20 protein-coding genes are annotated in these 16,610 nt (G+C 67.1%); 8 read left to right on the top strand and 12 right to left on the bottom strand.

What is annotated here, in order from left to right; all coding sequences use genetic code 11:
• Window positions 1-9 precede the first annotated feature (9 nt).
• The 4 genes from ASE28_RS17460 to lptF all read right to left on the bottom strand — a co-directional run bounded on the left by ASE28_RS17460 (window position 10) and on the right by lptF (window position 3,598).
• Window positions 10-951: a CysB family HTH-type transcriptional regulator gene (locus tag ASE28_RS17460; RefSeq protein WP_057267767.1), complete on the bottom strand. Its 942-nt coding sequence runs from the start codon at window positions 949-951 to the stop codon at window positions 10-12.
• 74 nt (window positions 952-1,025) lie between these two features.
• Window positions 1,026-1,394, bottom strand: a complete 369-nt coding sequence (locus tag ASE28_RS17455) for a sirohydrochlorin chelatase (RefSeq protein WP_057267766.1) — start codon at window positions 1,392-1,394, stop codon at window positions 1,026-1,028.
• 6 nt (window positions 1,395-1,400) lie between these two features.
• Window positions 1,401-2,507 carry an LPS export ABC transporter permease LptG gene (gene lptG / locus ASE28_RS17450; RefSeq protein ID WP_057267764.1) on the bottom strand — a complete coding sequence of 369 codons (1,107 nt, stop codon included), beginning with the start codon at window positions 2,505-2,507 and terminating at the stop codon, window positions 1,401-1,403.
• Complete coding sequence (lptF, locus tag ASE28_RS17445) at window positions 2,504-3,598, bottom strand: LPS export ABC transporter permease LptF (RefSeq protein ID WP_057267762.1); 1,095 nt, start codon at window positions 3,596-3,598, stop codon at window positions 2,504-2,506. The genes lptG and lptF overlap by 4 nt, the downstream gene beginning before the upstream one ends.
• An 80-nt stretch (window positions 3,599-3,678) precedes the next feature.
• Between lptF and ASE28_RS17440 the strand changes: the two genes are divergently transcribed.
• From ASE28_RS17440 to ASE28_RS17425, 4 genes are all read left to right on the top strand, one after another.
• Complete coding sequence (locus ASE28_RS17440; RefSeq protein ID WP_057267760.1) at window positions 3,679-5,184, top strand: leucyl aminopeptidase; 1,506 nt, start codon at window positions 3,679-3,681, stop codon at window positions 5,182-5,184.
• A gap of 5 nt (window positions 5,185-5,189) precedes the next feature.
• Window positions 5,190-5,624, top strand: a complete 435-nt coding sequence (locus ASE28_RS17435; RefSeq protein WP_057267758.1) for a DNA polymerase III subunit chi — start codon at window positions 5,190-5,192, stop codon at window positions 5,622-5,624.
• Window positions 5,624-6,409, top strand: a complete 786-nt coding sequence (locus ASE28_RS33120) for a hypothetical protein (protein ID WP_235516153.1) — start codon at window positions 5,624-5,626, stop codon at window positions 6,407-6,409. The genes ASE28_RS17435 and ASE28_RS33120 overlap by 1 nt, the downstream gene beginning before the upstream one ends.
• 131 nt (window positions 6,410-6,540) lie before the next feature.
• Window positions 6,541-7,671, top strand: coding sequence for a branched-chain amino acid ABC transporter substrate-binding protein (locus ASE28_RS17425; RefSeq protein ID WP_057203164.1), 1,131 nt, complete (start codon window positions 6,541-6,543; stop codon window positions 7,669-7,671).
• A 215-nt stretch (window positions 7,672-7,886) separates the two neighbouring features.
• Here the strand turns inward: ASE28_RS17425 and ASE28_RS17420 are convergent, their stop codons facing one another.
• From ASE28_RS17420 to lexA, 3 genes are all read right to left on the bottom strand, one after another.
• Entirely contained in the window at window positions 7,887-8,894 is a 1,008-nt protein-coding gene (locus ASE28_RS17420) for a D-2-hydroxyacid dehydrogenase family protein (RefSeq protein WP_057267756.1), read from the bottom strand.
• Between the two features lie 218 nt (window positions 8,895-9,112).
• On the bottom strand, window positions 9,113-9,517 hold the full coding sequence (locus ASE28_RS17415) for a hypothetical protein (protein ID WP_082608114.1): 405 nt from the start codon (window positions 9,515-9,517) through the stop codon (window positions 9,113-9,115).
• A gap of 187 nt (window positions 9,518-9,704) precedes the next feature.
• The gene (gene lexA / locus ASE28_RS17410; RefSeq protein ID WP_057203161.1) at window positions 9,705-10,379 is read right to left on the bottom strand and encodes a transcriptional repressor LexA; all 675 of its coding nucleotides are present in this window, start codon (window positions 10,377-10,379) and stop codon (window positions 9,705-9,707) included.
• An 83-nt stretch (window positions 10,380-10,462) separates the two neighbouring features.
• On the opposite strand from lexA, the gene ASE28_RS17405 reads away from it, so the two are divergent.
• The 4 genes from ASE28_RS17405 (at window position 10,463) to ASE28_RS17390 (ending at window position 12,991) form a co-directional block, all read left to right on the top strand.
• Window positions 10,463-11,416 (top strand): asparaginase, encoded by a 954-nt coding sequence (locus ASE28_RS17405; RefSeq protein WP_057267752.1) that lies wholly within the window; start codon window positions 10,463-10,465, stop codon window positions 11,414-11,416.
• Between the two features lie 22 nt (window positions 11,417-11,438).
• Complete coding sequence (locus tag ASE28_RS17400; protein ID WP_057267750.1) at window positions 11,439-11,858, top strand: hypothetical protein; 420 nt, start codon at window positions 11,439-11,441, stop codon at window positions 11,856-11,858.
• A 20-nt stretch (window positions 11,859-11,878) separates the two neighbouring features.
• Window positions 11,879-12,358 (top strand): DUF6152 family protein, encoded by a 480-nt coding sequence (locus ASE28_RS17395; protein WP_057267748.1) that lies wholly within the window; start codon window positions 11,879-11,881, stop codon window positions 12,356-12,358.
• A gap of 135 nt (window positions 12,359-12,493) precedes the next feature.
• The gene (locus ASE28_RS17390; protein ID WP_057267746.1) at window positions 12,494-12,991 is read left to right on the top strand and encodes a DUF3617 family protein; all 498 of its coding nucleotides are present in this window, start codon (window positions 12,494-12,496) and stop codon (window positions 12,989-12,991) included.
• A gap of 122 nt (window positions 12,992-13,113) precedes the next feature.
• Here the strand turns inward: ASE28_RS17390 and adk are convergent, their stop codons facing one another.
• The 5 genes from adk to ASE28_RS17365 all read right to left on the bottom strand — a co-directional run bounded on the left by adk (window position 13,114) and on the right by ASE28_RS17365 (window position 16,602).
• Window positions 13,114-13,770, bottom strand: a complete 657-nt coding sequence (adk, locus tag ASE28_RS17385) for an adenylate kinase (protein WP_057203156.1) — start codon at window positions 13,768-13,770, stop codon at window positions 13,114-13,116.
• A gap of 323 nt (window positions 13,771-14,093) precedes the next feature.
• Window positions 14,094-14,885 (bottom strand): 3-deoxy-manno-octulosonate cytidylyltransferase, encoded by a 792-nt coding sequence (gene kdsB, locus ASE28_RS17380; protein WP_057267744.1) that lies wholly within the window; start codon window positions 14,883-14,885, stop codon window positions 14,094-14,096.
• Complete coding sequence (locus tag ASE28_RS17375; protein WP_057203154.1) at window positions 14,882-15,064, bottom strand: Trm112 family protein; 183 nt, start codon at window positions 15,062-15,064, stop codon at window positions 14,882-14,884. The genes kdsB and ASE28_RS17375 overlap by 4 nt, the downstream gene beginning before the upstream one ends.
• 33 nt (window positions 15,065-15,097) lie before the next feature.
• Window positions 15,098-16,156, bottom strand: a complete 1,059-nt coding sequence (gene lpxK, locus ASE28_RS17370; RefSeq protein ID WP_057267742.1) for a tetraacyldisaccharide 4'-kinase — start codon at window positions 16,154-16,156, stop codon at window positions 15,098-15,100.
• 5 nt (window positions 16,157-16,161) lie between these two features.
• On the bottom strand, window positions 16,162-16,602 hold the full coding sequence (locus ASE28_RS17365) for a biopolymer transporter ExbD (RefSeq protein ID WP_057203152.1): 441 nt from the start codon (window positions 16,600-16,602) through the stop codon (window positions 16,162-16,164).
• Window positions 16,603-16,610 lie beyond the last annotated feature (8 nt).

The following is a 16,610-nucleotide window of genomic DNA, read 5'->3' as shown; positions in this document are numbered from 1 at the left end:
GTCCGGTTATCAGAGTTCATAGTCGTTGACGTGGCCGGTCATGGCGCGGGCGATCAGCTCGCGGCTCAGGCGGTCGCTCAGCAATTCTGCGAATTTGTACACGAAATTGCGCAGGTAGGCCCCGCGCTTGAAGGCCACGCGCGCCACGCTCTGGCCGAACAGGTGGCCCACGGGGCGCACCACCAGGTCGCCCACGGGGTCGTCGCGCATGGCCATCTCGGCCACGATGCCGATCCCCAGGCCCAGGCGCACATAGGTCTTGATCACGTCCGAGTCGATGGCTTCGAGCGCGATGCGCGGCTGCAGCCGGCGCGCGGCAAAGGCGTGGTCGATCTTGCCGCGCCCGGTGAACGAGGGGTGGTAGGTGATCAGCGGCTCGTGCGCGATGTCATCGAGGCCGATGCGTTCCTTCTGCGCCAGCGGGTGGCCGGGGGGCAGCACCAGCACGTGCTCCCATTCGTAGCAGGGCAGGGTCACCAGCTCGGGGTAGTCGGCCAGCGATTCGGTGGCCATGCCGATCTCGGCCACCTCGTCGATCACCATGCGCGCCACCTGGTCGGGGGTGGCCTGGTGCAGGCTGATGTTGACCTTGGGGTAGGCCTCGCGCAGGCGCGCCACGGGCACGGGCAGCACGTAGCGGGCCTGGGTGTGGGTGGTGGCAATGCTCAGCGTGCCGTTGTCCTGGGCACTGAACTGCTCGCCAATGCGTTTGAGGTTGCCCACCTCGCGCATGATGACCTCGATGCTCTTGAGCACATGCTGACCAGGCTCGGTGATGCGCTTGAGGCGCTTGCCGTGGCGCGCGAAGATATCCACGCCCAGTTCTTCCTCCAGCTCGATGATGGCCTTGGAGACGCCCGGTTGCGAGGTGTGCAGGGCCTTGGCGGCTTCGGTCAGGTTCAGGCCGCGCCGCGCGGCCTCCTGGACAAAGCGGAATTGGTGCAGATTCATATCTGATATCGCCTAAAGAGTTGCATCATTATGCTGCAAGCATCTAAGAGATATCGGAGACGGTTGGCAAAAACTCAGATGGCAGGCAACTCGCAGGCGATCTCGGCCATGAGTGCGGTCATGCGGGGGTCTTCGCCAATGGCGGCCTGCACGCTGAACTGCACGGCGCTGTGGCTGGCACGCAGCTGCTCCAGCAGCACCGGCAGGTCCTCGCGCGCATGCTTGCCGGTGCCCAGGAACATGGGCACCACGGTGACCTGGCGGGCGCCTTGTGCCACCAGCGACGCGACAGCGTCGGGCAGGGCAGGGGCGCACAGCTCCAGGTAGGCGCAGGCGACGGGCCGGCCGGGTTGCTGCGCCGCGATGCGCGCAGCCACGGCCTCCATGGGCGCGCGCCACAGTGGGTCGCGGGACCCGTGAGCGAACAGGACAATGGCGGACATGGTGCGCTATCGCCTGAGAACCAGCCAGCTGAAGGCGCCCAGCGATAGCAGGGAGTAGATCAACCCCGGCGCTGCTGCCGTGAGCCAGGGTGACCAGTTCTGCAGGTTGCCGGCATAGCCGAACACGTTGTTCAGTAAAAAGAAGCTGATGCCGGCCATGACGCCGCCAAACACATAGCCGGCGATGCCGCCCGAGCGGAAGTGCAGGTAGGCAAAGGGCAGGGCCAGCACCACCATCACCAGGCAGGACAGGGGGTAGAACACCTTGCGCCAGAACTCGATCTCGTAGCGCTGGGCCGACTGGCCGTTGCTGTCCAGGTGGCGGATGTACTGGAAAAGGTCCACCGTGGCCATGCGGTCGGGCTTGAGCAGCGAGGCGGCCACCATGTCGGCGCTGATGCGGGTCGGCCACTGCAGTGCGGGCACGCTCAGCCGGTCCACGCGGGCCTGGTCTTCGCCGCGCTGCTGGAAGCTGCTGCGCTGCACGTCCGTGAGTTCCCAGGCGCCGCCGTCGCCAAAACGCCCCGATGCCGCGCGCGTCTGCGAGGCGAGCAGCCCCTTGGCGTCAAACTCGAAGATGCGAATGTCGAGCATGCCCCCGTCGGGCGTGAGGGCGCGCACGTTCACCGCGTAGGAGTGGTCGTCCTGGCGCTCCTTGAGCCAGGCGCCGGTGGCGCCTGAGGTGAGGCGGCCCAGGTGGCGCACCTTGATCAGCTGAGCGGCCTTGTCGCTCAGGGGTGCGATGTAGTCGCCCACGGCAAAGGTCAGCACCACGAAAAACCCGCCCAGCGTGAGCAGGGTGCGCATGGCCCGCCAGGGGCCCATGCCGCTGGTGCGCATGATGGTGAATTCGGAGCTTTGCGCCAGTCGTGCCATCACGAAGATGGTGCCGATGAGCACCGTGATGGGCAGCAGCTCATACAGGTGGCTGGGAATGCTGAGCACCACGAACAGCATGGCGTGCGACAGCTGGTAGCCCTGGGGCCCCGTGCGGCCCACCCAGCGCAGCTCATCGACCAGGTCGAAGAAGAAGAACAGGGCCAGGAAGCCGATGGTGACATAGGCGACGGCGAAGAAGGCCTCGCGGTGGATCAGGCGGCGGATGGTTTTCATGCGGGGCTCCGGCGCTGCCACAGGCGGCGCAGGCTCCAGTGGTTGTGGCGCGCGGTCAGCACCAGCAGCGAGAAGGCCAGTATGCCGCCGTGCAGCATGAGCATGAAGCTGGCAAGCCCCAGGCGCCCGGCACCGACCCAGCTGGTGCCCAGGGTCATGAGGTTGTAGTACACGATGAAGGCGAACAGCGCGAACACCAGGCTGGTGCTGCGCCCCGCACGCGGGTTGACGGTGGCCACGGCCAGGCCCAGCACCACGAAGTTCAGCGCCGCCAGGGCCAGGCCGATGCGCCAGCCCAGCTCGGCCCGGTAGGCCGGCAGGGGCTGCATCAGCAGCTCATGGGTGGCGCGGGTCTTGACCGAGAGCTCTTCGGCAGAGCCGGCGGGGGCCGAGCCGATGCGGGTGGTGTACTCCTCGAACTCGCTGATCTTCAGGCCCGGCTTGTCGTGCGTGGTCTCCAGGCGCTGCCCCTGGCTGAGCACGGCCATGCGCTCGCCGCCCTGGGTCTCCAGCCGCGCACTGCGCGCGGAGGTGACGGTCTCCTTGTTGCCCACGTTGGTGGCAATGAAGATGTTGTTGCCCACCATGTTGTCGGGGCTGTCCTTGTCGATGAAGAACACCCGGCTGCCGTTGGCCGACTCCTGGAACTCACCGGGGGCGATGCGGTCGATGTCGCTGCGCTGCTCGTAGCGGGTCTTGAGCTCCTGGATCTGCGTGTTGGCCCAGGGCCACACCAGCAGCGAGAGCACGGCGATCACCAGCATCGAGGGCCAGGCAAAGCGCAGCAGCGGGCGCAGCAGGCTGATGAGCCCGCGGCCGCTGGCGAACCAGATCACCATCTCGCTGTCGCGGTACATGCGCGAGAGCGTGCCGACGACGGCGACGAACAGGCTTAGCGTCAAAATGGTGGACAGCTGGCCCAGGACCGTGAAGCCCATGACCAGCATCACGTCAGAGGGGCTCACGCTGCCGCGCGATGCCTGGCCCAGCGTGCGAATGAGCATCATGGTCATCACCACGGTGACCAGCACCACCAGTGTGGCCCCGAAGCTGCGCGCCAGCTCCTTGCGGATGGATGAATCGAATAACATTGCTATAGAAGAACCTGCTTGCGATCTTTCCGAGACCGCGCTGTCGAGATCGCAAACACGTTCTATGGAAAACACCGATTATGAACTTTGATCTGAAGACCCTTGAGTTGCCGGCAGCTGCCTCCGAGAAATGCGACCTGCTGGTCGTGTTGGTCCCCGAGGGCTTCAAGCCGGGGCGCGATGCCCTTTCCACGCTGGCGGCCCTGGCGCTCAAGCAAGGCGACTTTTCCGCCAAGCCGGGCAAGAGCCTGGCGCTGTACCAGGTGCCCGCCGTGGCGGCGCGCCGCGTGCTGCTGCTGGGCGTGGGCGATGGCGCGGCCCGTGCCGTGCGCCTGGCGCTCGGCGCGGTGGCCTCGGCGCTCAAGGCGCCCCAGACCAAGCGCGTGGTGGTGTGCTTTGCCGGCAGCGCCCAGGCCGATGCGGTGTGCGCTGCGGTGCAGGCCGTGGCCGACGCCAGCTATGTCTACACCACCACCAAGCCCAAGGCCGAGGCGCGCAGCCTGAACCGTGTGGTGGTGGGCGTGCCCGACCCCTCCGAGGTGCGTGTGGCCTTCTACCAGGGCATCGCCCTGGTGGAAGGGGTGGAGTTTGCCCGCGAATGGGGCAACCGGCCCGCCAACCATGCCACGCCCACTCTGCTGGCAAATGCCGCCAAGACGCTGGCCAAGCAGCCGCGCATCCAGTGCAAGGTGCACGGCCCGGCCGAAGTCGAGCGCCTGGGCATGGGCTCCTTCATGGCGGTGGCCAAGGGGTCGGAAGAGCCGCTGCGCTTCATCGAACTGCGCTACAGCGGTGCGGCCAAGGACCAGGCGCCCGTGGTGCTGGTGGGCAAGGGCATCACCTTCGACACCGGCGGCATCTCCATCAAGCCGGCGGCCGAGATGGACGAGATGAAATTCGACATGTGCGGCGCCGCCAGCGTGCTGGGCGTGTTCCGTGCCCTGGGCGAGCTGCAGCCCACCATCAACGTGGTGGGCCTGATCCCCGCCTGCGAGAACATGCCCGATGGCCGGGCCGTGAAGCCGGGCGACGTGGTGACCAGCATGAGCGGCCAGACCATCGAGGTGCTCAACACCGACGCCGAAGGGCGCCTGGTGCTGTGCGATGCGCTGACCTATGCCACGCGCTTCAAGCCTGCGGCCGTGGTGGACATCGCCACCCTCACCGGCGCTTGCGTGATTGCCCTGGGCGGCGTGCGCAGCGGCCTGTTCAGCAACAACGAGGACCTGGCCCAGGCCCTGCAGGTGGCCGGCGATGCCGCCCAGGACCCGTGCTGGCGCATGCCGCTGGACGATGACTATGCCGACGGCCTCAAGAGCAACTTTGCCGACATGGGCAACGTGGCCGGCCGCGCGGGTGGTGCCATCACGGCCGCCAAGTTCCTGCAGAAGTTCGTGGGCGACATGCCCTGGGCGCACCTGGACATCGCCGGCACCGCCTGGAAGGGCGGGGCGGCCAAGGGCTCCACGGGTCGCCCCGTGGGCCTGCTGGTGCAGTACCTGCTGGACCGCGAGGCAGATGCCTCGTCGGCCCCCAAGCCGGCCGCCAAGCGCGCGACCCGAACCACCCGCGCCAAGGCTGCCTGAGCCAGATGACAGAAGTCGCCTTCCATTTCAACGCGCCGGACAAGGTGGCGTACGCCTGCCGGTTTGCGCGCAAGGTGCTGCGCAGCGATGCGCGCCTGGTCATCGCCGGCCCGGCCCATGTGCTGGCGGCGCTGGACCGGCAGATGTGGAGCATGGCACCGCAGGATTTCGTCGCACATTGCACCGACGCGGCTGACGAGGACCTGCGCCTGGCCTCGCCGGTGCTGCTGACCTCGGACGTGCAGGGTGCACCGCACCACGAGGTGCTGCTGAACCTGGGCGCCGAGGTGCCCGAAGGCTTTGGCCGTTTCGAGAAGCTGATCGAAGTGGTCAGCGCCCACGACGAAGAGGACCGGGGACACGCGCGCAACCGCTGGCGCCACTATGCCTCGCGCGGCTACGCCATCGTGCGCCACGATCTGGTGCTGAAAGGCGCTTGATGGCCACCACGCCACCCCGCACGCCGCCCCGTTTTGTGCCCACGCTCACTGAAGTGGTGCAGGTGCCGGGTGCCATGCCCGTGCCCCTGGTGGCGAAGCTGCCTGCGGCCGTGTCCCCTGCGGTTGCGGCGCGCCCGTCTCCTGCGGTGGCAGCCCCTGCCGCCGCCACGCCCAGCCGTGCAGTGCCCCAGGCGGCCCCGGTGGTTGCCCCTGCGCTGGCGCCTGCCGCCGCCACACCCGCAGCCGCCTCACCGGTGGCGCAGGCGGCCAGCCGTGCCCTGGAGGCCCTGGCATTGCGCCGCGCGCAGATCGCGGCGGCCGCCCCCTCGGCCTTGGCCGCCCCTGTGGCTTCGCCGGCGGTACCGCAGGCCATGGCGGCACCCTCGCTTGCGCCAGCGCCCACACCCTCACCCGCAGTGCCTGCGGCATCCTTGCCCGCCCAGCCACCAGCCGCAGCGGCTCGCCCCGTGGTAGCTCCGGTGGCCGTGGCCGTGGCCGTTGCAGCGCCTGCAGCAGCCCCCGTGGTGCCGAATATGGGGCGGCAGGCCGCCGCGCGTGCACTGCCAGAGGGCATGGAGGAGTACATGGTGCACCGGGTCATGCAGCGGGTGGATGTGGCGCTGGACCAGCGCCTGCGCGATGCCATCGCCACAGTGGTGCAGGAGCAGACGCGGTCGGTGCTTCCCAGGCTGCGCGAGGAGATCGAATCCGTGGTCCGCCACGCGGTATACGAGGCCGTGGCCGATGAGCTCGCAGGCAGCCACACTGCGCCGACAAAGGGATGACAGGGTATTCCCCTGTGGTTTCTCCCTCATTTAATCGTGTTCCCTAATGATCTGGCCCGTAAATTGCGATATGTTCGCCTGCGTTGAGACACAAGACTAATTCTCAGCGTTTATCTTTACTGGAGATTGATATGCAATTGAAGTTGAAACTGACCGTGGTTGCTGCTATCGCGGCTGCTGCTGGTGTGGCCTCTGCACAAGAGCAGGTGGTCAAGATCGGCCACGTGGCTCCGGTTTCCGGCGCCCAAGCCCACTACGGCAAGGACAACGAAAATGGCGCCCGCATGGCCATTGAAGAACTGAACACGCAGGGCATCACGATCGGCGGCAAGAAGATCAAGTTCGAACTGCAGGCAGAAGATGACGCAGCCGATCCTAAGCAAGGCACGGCCGCTGCACAGAAGCTGTGCGACGCCAAGGTGGCTGGCGTTGTGGGTCACCTCAACTCCGGTACCACCATTCCTGCTTCCAAGGTCTACAACGACTGCGGCATCCCCCACGTGACCGGCGCGGCCACGAACCCCAACCTGACCAAGCCAGGCTACAAGACCACGTTCCGCATCATTGCCAACGACAACGCCCTGGGCGCTGGCCTGGCTGCCTACGCCGTGGACACGCTGAAGCTCAAGACGGTTGCCATCATCGATGACCGTACCGCTTACGGCCAGGGCGTTGCCGACGTGTTCAAGAAGACCGCTTCCGCCAAGGGCATCAAGGTGGTGGACGAGCAGTTCACGACCGACAAGGCCACCGACTTCATGGCCATCCTGACCGCCATCAAGTCCAAGAACCCTGATGCCGTGTTCTTCGGTGGCATGGACCCCCAAGGTGGCCCGATGCTGCGCCAGATGGAACAGCTGGGCATGGGCAACGTGAAGTTCTTCGGTGGTGACGGCATCTGCACGGCTGAAATCGCCAAGCTGGCCGCCGGTGCCAAGACCCTGGCCAACGTGATCTGCGCCGAAGGCGGTGCATCGCTGGCCAAGATGCCTGGCGGCACGGCCTGGAAGGCCAAGTACGACGCCAAGTACCCCAACCAGTTCCAGGTGTACAGCCCCTACACCTACGACGCCACGTACCTGATCGTGGACGCCATGAAGCGTGCCAACTCGGTGGACCCCAAGGTCTACACCCCCGAGCTGCTCAAGTCCAGCTTCAAGGGCGTGACCTCGACGATCGCCTTCGAACCCAACGGCGAAATGAAGAACCCTGCCATCACCCTGTACAACTACAAGGACGGCAAGAAGACCCCCCTGAACTAAGGGACGGACTTGCCTTCAACCGGCTAACGTCGCTCCGGAGCCTTGCCGTGCTACAGCACTGTCTGCGGCTCCCCGCCTAGTTATCCGGTCGAACGCAATCCCGTGCGGGAGCGCTGCCTTCGGGCAGTGCCCTGCGGAATCAAAAAAGGCTTCCCTCGGGAAGCCTTTTTCGTTGGTGCTGCCGACGCTGCTTGCGTTGGCGGCAGGGGGGGGCGTCAGCGGCGCACCTGCAGCGAACCCGGGTTCACGATGTTGGTGGGCGTGCCCTTGATGAAGTTGATCACGTTGTCGAAGGCTGCACCAAAGTAGAGCTCGTAGCTGTCCTGCTCCACGTAGCCGATGTGCGGGGTGCAGATGCAGTTCTCAAGGCGCAGCAAGGCGTGGCCCTGCAGGATGGGCTCGCTCTCGAACACGTCCACTGCGGCCATGCCGGGGCGGCCCCGGTTCAAGGCGGCGATCAAGGCATCGGACTCCACCAGCTCGGCACGCGAGGTGTTCACAAACAGCGAGGTGGGCTTCATGCACGACAGGTCCTCGAGCGAGATGATGCCGCGCGTCTCGTCGTTCAGGCGCAGATGCACCGAGATCACGTCGCACTGCGAGAAGAATTCCTCGCGCGTGGTGGCGGCCTGGTAGCCATCGGTCAGGGCCTGGGCGCGCGATGCCTCGCGGCCCCAGACGCGCACGTTCATGCCGAAGGCCCGGCCATAGCCGGCCACGAGCTGGCCGATGCGGCCATAGCCCCAGATACCCAGCGTCTTGCCGCGCAGCACCGTGCCCAGCCCGAAGTTGGGCGGCATGGACGCCGTCTTGAGGCCCGACTGCTGCCAGGCGCCGTGCTTGAGGTTGGAGATGTACTGCGGCAACCGGCGCGTGGCCGCCATCACCAGGGCCCAGGTCAGCTCCGCAGGCGCCACCGGCGAGCCCACGCCCTCGGCCACGGCGATGCCGCGCTCGGTGCAGGCCGCCACGTCGATGTGGTTGCCGATCTTGCCTGTCTGGGCGATGAGCTTGAGGCGCGGCAGCTTTTCGACCAGCTGGCGGGTGATCTGGGTGCGCTCGCGCACCAGCACGATGATGTCGGCATCCTTGAGCCGGATCGACAATTGCCCCAGACCCTTGACGGTGTTGGTATAGACCTTGGCGGTGTAGGCGTCGAGCCGGGTGGCGCAATGGAGCTTGCGCACTGCATCCTGGTAGTCGTCAAGAATCACGATGTTCATCCCGACATTGTGCCTTGGAGCGCTGTAGTCTTTTCGCCCCAAGGCCCATCGGGCGCACGGCATTTGCAACGCTGCGTGAATGCCGGCAGCTCTGGAGGCTCCGATTGGCCCGGAGCAGGAGCGCCGCCCCGCACTTGTACTGGGCCCATGCGCAGTCCATGGCCCGGCGAGGCCCCTGTCGGCCTTGCCCGCCATGCCCATGGGGTGATGAGCGCTCTTCAGTGCTGCAGTGCCTCGCGGGCGGCCATGCGGTCGAGCTCCGCGCAGACATCGGCCATGCGGCCTGAGATCACGAGGCGCCCTGCATCGGCACCCGAGGCGGCTGTCCGGAGCACCCGTACCACGCGGCGTGTCTGGGCATGGCTGCACGGGGCTTCGGTGCCTGGGGCAGGGGTTGGCGAGCGGCTTCCTGCTGCTGCCAGCGTGGGCTCGTCACGCGGCATGCGGGCTGCAACTGCACCCGGCCATGCAGGCACCTGGATGGTGGCTGGCAGCGGTGCCTTGCAGGTGCGTGGCCGTGCTGCAGCGGTATCGTGCCCGCCATGCATGGCCGGCTGCAGCCAGCGTGCCAGGGCATGCAGCGGTTGCGAGAAGGCCGAGAGGGTCAAAGAAGCAATTCCCATGTGAAGACTCCGAAGGTCGGTGGTGAACACAGGCAGGATTGCGAGGGATGTGCACGAGCCCAGGGCTGACCCGCAGTGGCGCGGAAACTCCGCACCCCGCAAGCCAAACGCCCGCCACCTAGGCCATGCACGCCGGGTCCTTTGCGGCATCCCTGCCTTGCGCAGGGGGTGCCGCGGACCCGTGGCGCTACATGAGCATGGTGTTGCGGATCAGGCCGACCGCCAGGCCTTCGATCTCGAAGGGCTCGCCGGGCTGCACGGTGATTACCGGGTAATCGGGGTTCTCGGGCAGCAGCTCGATGCCGGTGGCCGTGCGGCGCAGGCGTTTGACGGTGACGTCATCCCCCAGGCGGGCCACGATGATCTGGCCATTGCGCGCCTCGCGCGTGGACTGTACGGCCAGCAGGTCGCCATCCATGATGCCGGCGTCGCGCATGGACATGCCGCGCACCTTGAGCAGGTAATCGGGCTTGTGCTGGAAAAGGCTGTTTTCCACGCTGTAGGTCTGATCGACATGCTCCTGCGCGAGAATGGGCGAGCCCGCCGCGACCCGGCCGATCAGCGGCAGCATCAGCTGCGACAGGCCGGGAATGGGCAGGCTGAACTGGGTGCCGCGCGCTGCGTTGATGGAGCGCACGGTTTCGCCGCGCAGGCGGATGCCGCGCGACGTGCCGCTGACCAGTTCGATCACGCCCTTACGGGCCAGGGCCTGCAGGTGCTCTTCGGCAGCGTTGGCGGACTTGAAGCCCAGCTCGGTCGCGATCTCGGCGCGGGTAGGGGGGGCGCCGGTGCGCGCAATGGCGGTCTGGATCAGGTCCAGAATCTGTTGCTGGCGGGCCGTGAGCTTGGGGTTGTCGAGCATGGTGGTTTCCAGTGTGTGCCGGTAAAGTGGCAAATGACTGTTTTTTAATCCAGTAGCTGTATTTTTCACCAGTTTTTCGGAGTATGCAAGTGAGTGCGCAAAAAATTGTGGTTCTGGGTACGGGCGGCACCATTGCCGGCACCGCTGCGCAGGCGGGGGACAACATCGGCTACACGGCCGCACAGGTGGGGGTGGGGGAGCTGCTGGCGGCGGTTCCCGGGCTTGAAGCGGTGGCTGGCGGGCCCCTGGTGGTCGAGCAGGTGGCCCAGATCGACAGCAAGGACATGGAGATGGGCGTGTGGCGTGCCCTGGCGCTGCGCTGCGCCGAGTGCATGCGGGACCCGGCCGTGCGCGGTGTCGTCATCACCCATGGCACCGACACCATCGAAGAGACGGCCTGGTTCCTGCATTCGGTGCTCCATGCCTCGAAGCCCGTGGTGCTGACCTGCGCCATGCGCCCATCGACCGCGCTGGTGCCCGATGGCCCGCAGAACCTGCTCGACGCCGTGGCCGTGGCCGCCACCGCCGGTGCGCAGGGCGTGGTGGTGGTGGCTGCCGGCACCATCCATGGCGCGCAGCGCGTGCAGAAGGTGCACCCCTACCGGGTGGACCCGTTCAGCTCCGGTGATGCCGGGCCCTTGGGGTGGGTGGAGGAGGGCGCGGCCCGCTTGGTGCAGGCTTGGCCCCAGGCGACTGGCGGCACGGCTGCCACCGCCATTGCCGCCTTGCCGGCCGACTCCCCCTGGCCCTGGGTGGAAATGGTCGTGAGCCATGCAGGGGCCAGTGGCCGCGCGGTGGATGCCTTGGTGCGTGAGGGCGTGCAGGGGCTGGTGGTGGCCTGCACAGGCAATGGCACCATCCACCATACCCTGGGGGACGCGCTGGCGCGTGCGCAGGCGGTGGGTGTGCGTGTGGTGCGTTCCACGCGCTGCGCCGAAGGGCGGTTGCTGCCCACGGCCGGCGATGCCTTTGCGGCCGCGCCCGGCCTGTCGCCCGTCAAGGCCCGCATCACGCTGATGCTCGAGTTGTTGCACTGATCACCACGCCAGGAAGCCCTTTATGTTCACCGCACTCCGCTCCCATGTTTGGGCCTACCCCGCGCTGGAGGTGGTGCACATCGTGGGCATCGCGCTGCTGCTGGGCAACCTGGTGCTGCTGGAGCTGCGGGTCTTTGGCCTGGGGGCCGCGTTGCCGCCCCGGGACCTGGCGCGCCTGAGCCTCTCGCTGGCACTGTGCGGCTTTGGCATGGCGGCCCTGTCGGGCCTGGTGATGTTCGCCACCCAGCCGCAGGAGCTGCTCGCCAACCGGGCCTTCACCCTGAAGATGCTGTTGTTGATGCTTGCCGGCTGCAACGCGGCGTGGTTTCATGGGCGTGGTTCGCTCGCACGGCTGGATGGTCTGGCGCGGGCGCAGATGCTGCTGTCCACCTTCATCTGGCTCGCCATCGTCGCCTGTGGCCGGTGGATCGCGTACCTCTGACATTCGAAAGGAGAATTTTCATGCCTTTGCAGCGTCGCCAGGTTCTCGCCGTGGCCAGTGTTCTTCCCTTGGTTCCTCTGGCGGCCCATGCCCACCACGGCTGGAGCAGCTTCGACGCGGATCGCCCTATCTACCTCGAAGGCACGGTGCGCAAGGTGCGCTGGCAGAACCCGCATGCCGAGCTGGAGCTGGAGCTGCCCGCCAACCTGGCACTGCCGCCCAACCTGGCGCAGCGCGCCTTGCCCGCGCAGACGGCGCCGGTCGATGGCAAGGCCCTGCTGGCCCGTGCCGTGCTGCCCACGCGCAAGGACCGCAAGTGGGAGATCGAGCTGGCCCCGCTGACCCGCATGCAGGCCTGGCAGGTGGCCGAGATCAAGCCGGGCACAGCGATCTCGGTACTGGGCTTCACGCTGCGCGAGGAAAAGGGCGATGCGGTGCTGCGGGCCGAGTACCTCTTTGTGGATGGCAAGGTCTACGGGCTGCGCTCGAGCCCGGCCTGATCTCTGATGGCCCGACGGGTGGGCGCCGGGATCGTCGAATAGTGCACGTTTCGTTTCCTTGATGTGCTTCGCTGCGTGCAGCGCTGGGTTTACCGCCACTATCATCCGGCACATTACTTTGCAGGAGTCGTCGTCATGCGCTTTGTATCCCTTTCTCTCGTAGCCGCTGCCGTGGCGCTGGCAGCCCTGCCTGCGCAATCCCTGGAGCTGCCCAAGCGCAAGCCGGGGCTGTGGGAGATGAAGTCCACCTCCGGTGAGGGTGCGCCCCCCATGGTCATGCAGCAGTGCACCGATGAGGCCTTCGAAACACAGATGCAGAAGATGGCCCTGGAGACGTCCAAGACTATGTGCAGCAAGAATGACATGAAGCGTGAGGGAAACACCATCACCGGCAGCGCGGAGTGCAAGATGGGTTCGATCAGTGTCACCTCCAAGAGCGTGGCCACGGGCGATTTCACCAGCGCCTACAAGGTCGTGGTCAACAGTACCTTCAATCCGCCGATGATGGGCAAGTCCAGCGACACCTCGGTGATCGAGGCGCGCTGGGTGGGAGCCTGCGCGCCAGGCCAGAAGCCCGGCATGCCAACCATGCCGAACATGCCCGTGCCTGCCACGCCGGCCCCCAAGAAGTAAGCATGGCGGGTGCGAAGCACCCGTGAGAAAACGACAAAGCCGGGCATGCCCGGCTTTGTCGTTGGTGCCGCTGAAAAATCAGCAGGTCAGCAGGTCAGCAGGTCACAGCGGGTCACAGCGGGTCAGCTGGAAAGGGCCGTGAAGGCGCGCTGCGTGATGTCGTCCACGCTGCCCATGCCGCTGATGGCGTGGTACTTGGGGGCGGCGGCCGGGTCGGCCTTGGCCCACTGGCTGTAGTAGTCCACCAGGGGGCGGGTCTGGTCGCTGTAGACCTGCAGGCGCTTCTTGACGGTCTCTTCCTTGTCGTCGTCGCGCTGGATCAGGTCTTCACCGGTCACGTCGTCCTTGCCTTCCACCTTGGGTGGGTTGAACTTGACGTGGTAGGTGCGGCCGCTGGCGGGGTGCGAGCGGCGGCCGCTCATGCGTTCGACGATGGCCTCGAAGGGCACATCGATCTCCAGCACGTGGTCGAGCTTCACGCCCGCAGCCTTCATGGCATCGGCCTGGGGGATGGTGCGGGGGAAGCCGTCGAACAGGAAGCCCTTGGCGCAGTCGGGCTGGGCAATGCGTTCCTTGACGAGGTTGATGATCAGGTCGTCGCTGACCAGGGCGCCCGACTTCATGATGGCATCGGCCTGCAGGCCCAGCGGAGTGCCTGCCTTGACGGCTGCCCGCAGCATGTCTCCGGTGGAAATCTGCGGAATGCCGTACTTCTGGCAGATGAACGTGGCTTGCGTGCCCTTTCCGGCGCCAGGCGCGCCCAACAGAATCAGTCTCATGAAGGTCCTCGAAGGTTAGAAATCGGCTGGCAATGCTGGCTGGGGCTGCACCACGCGCGGGCGCTCGATCACGGCCATGACAGCAAAAAAAGACCGCAGTGCTCCACGGATGGGGCGGGGCCTGCGGGGGTGTGCTGCAACGGCAGTGCTCGCGCAGGCGCTTGTGGGGCCCGGGATGCAATGCTCTCGTTGCGGTCGAGGATAGCATGTGACCGCCTTGCACTGGCTTACACGCGCGATATGGCGTGCGTATAAATGCGTAGGATGGCCCGTTTGCGCACCAGCATGGGGCATTTGCCGGCCCCTGCGGGGCATCCGCCGGCCTACGCCAACAGGGCGCGCACGCGCTCCAGGTCTTGCGGCGTGTCCACGCCGGGGCCGGGCGCGGTATCGGTGACGTGCACGGCAATGCGGTGGCCATGCCACAGCGCGCGCAGCTGCTCAAGCGCTTCCATCACCTCGGTGGGGGCCTGCGTCAGCGTGGGAAAGGCGCGCAGAAAACCCGCGCGGTAGCTGTAGATTCCGATGTGGCGCAACGGGGCAAAGCCGGCGGGCACGGCGCCCGTGGCGTTGTCCCACCACGCAGTGCCCGCATGGTCACGTGCGAGCGGGATGGGCGCGCGGCTGAAGTAGTGCGCCAGGCCGCGTGCATCGAGCACGACCTTCACCACATTCGGGCTCTCGTAGTCAGCCAGGGTGGCGATGGCGTGGGCCGCCGTGCCCATGCTGGCCTCGGGCCGCGCCGGCAGCAGGGCCGCCACGGCATCGATGAGGCCGGGGTCCATCAGCGGCTCGTCGCCCTGCACATTGACCACGATGTCGTCGCCAGACAGACCCAATTGCTCGCAGGCCTCGGCCAGGCGGTCGCTGCCGCTGGCGTGGTTGGTGCGGGTCAGGATGGCAGGTACGCCATGCGCCTGGCAGGCCTGCAGCACACGGGCGTCATCGGCGGCCACCACCACGCGGGCGGCGCCACTCAGCGCGGCGCGCTGCGCCACGCGCACCACCATGGGCAGGCCGGCAATGTCGGCCAGGGGCTTGTCCGGCAGGCGGCTCGAGGCCATGCGCGCCGGAATCACGACGGTGAAGGCTTCGGATGCGGCCACCGCGCTCATGCCTCGATTTCTTCGTCGGTCAGCGTGCGCGCCTCGTTTTCGAGCAGCACCGGGATGCCGTCGCGCACCGGGTACGCCAGGCGCGCGCTGCGCGAGACGAGTTCCTGGTGCTCGCGGTCAAAGGTCAGCGGGCCCTTGGTGACGGGGCAGACCAGCAGTTCAAGCAGTTTGGGGTCCATGGCGGCAGCTTTCCAGCAAACGTTCGTTCAATCCTAGGGGGCGGGCAGGGGCGATGATAGCGAGGGTGGCGGTACCAATGTGGCCAACCGGGCGTCCAGTGCCGCGAAAAAGGCCGGGTCCAGGCCCACCTCCAATGGCACCGCCAGGGCGTCGGGGCGCAGTGGCCAGAGCTTCACGGCATCCTTGGCCGTGCACAGCAGGGGCAACTGTCCGCCCTGCGTTGCGCCAGCCCCATCGGTCCAGCCGGTGAAGTCGTGGTGGTCTGGCAGGGCGCTGGTGCGCGCCAGGGTCAGCCCCCGGGCCCGCAGCATGCCAAAGAAGTCCTCGGGCCGGGCGATTGCCGCCAGGGCATGCACGGGCTGGCCGCGCAGCGACTGCAGGGGCAGGCTGCTGCCGTCGGCGCGCACGGCATGGTCGGCCAGGCCGCGCCGCAATGCAAACGCGGCTGCCGTGCCGGCAGGGGCTGCCGTGGTATCGGGGTGCAGCACCCAGTCCACCGCACGCGGCCAGGGCTCGCGCAGCGGCCCGGCGGGCAGCAGAAAGCCGTTGCCAACACCCTGGTCGTTGAAGACGCAGACCTCCAGGTCGCGCTGCAGCGCCAGGTGCTGCAGGCCGTCGTCGCAGACGATCACGTCGGTACCCGGGTAGCGCGCCAGCAGCGCGCGCGCTGCGGTTGTGCGCTGGCGGTCCACGAAGACCGGCACACCGCAGCTGCGGGCGATCAGGGCGGGCTCATCGCCGACCTCGCTGGCCGGGCTGTCGGCCAGCACCTCGCGGCAGTCGGTGGTGCTGCGGCCATAGCCGCGCGAGATGACGCCTGGCTTGAGCCCCCGGGCCTTGAGGTGCTGCACCAAGGCCATGACTACCGGGGTCTTGCCGGCGCCGCCGGCAATCACGTTGCCCACCACGATGGTCGGGCGCCCAGGGTGTTCAGAGCGCAGTGTGCCGTGGCGGTAAAGGGCCCGGCGAAGCCGCACCAGGAGGCTGTAAGGCAGGGAGACGGGCCACAGAGCCCAGGCCGCAAGGCCCCGGGATTGCCAGGCCTGCACCAGGCCGGCAGACGAGGGCGGCTGCGGCCCCGCGGCAGCCATGTCCGCTAGCGGCCGCTGCCTGCGCTCGCGCCAGCCGATGACTGGGTGGCAAACGTGATCTGCGTCAGGCCCACGCGGCGCGCGGCCTCCATCACCGTCACCACGGCCTGGTGGGGCGACATCGCATCGGCGCTGATGATGACCACGCTGTCCTTGCCGATGGCGGCAGACGCCTCGCGCAGTGCGCGGGCCACGGCGTCGACGCTCTTGCCTTCCACGCCAGTCTTGTTGACCGCATAGCGGCCATCCGCCGCCACCGCGACCACCACTTCCTTGGGGTGGTCGCGTTGCTGGTCGGCATCGGCCACGGGCAGGGTCAGCTGCAACTCGGTGAACTTGCTGTAGGTGGTGGTCAGCATCAAAAAGATGAGGATCACCAGCAGCACGTCGATGAACGGGATCAGGTTGATCTCGGGCTCTTCCTTGGCGCGGGGGCGGAAGTTCATGGCCGCCC

The sequence above is a fragment of the Acidovorax sp. Root219 genome, from assembly GCF_001428665.1.
Classification (GTDB): Bacteria; Pseudomonadota; Gammaproteobacteria; order Burkholderiales; family Burkholderiaceae_C; genus Acidovorax.
The sequence above is the reverse complement of the archived record's forward strand: the minus strand, read 5'-3'. Positions and strand labels throughout refer to the sequence as shown.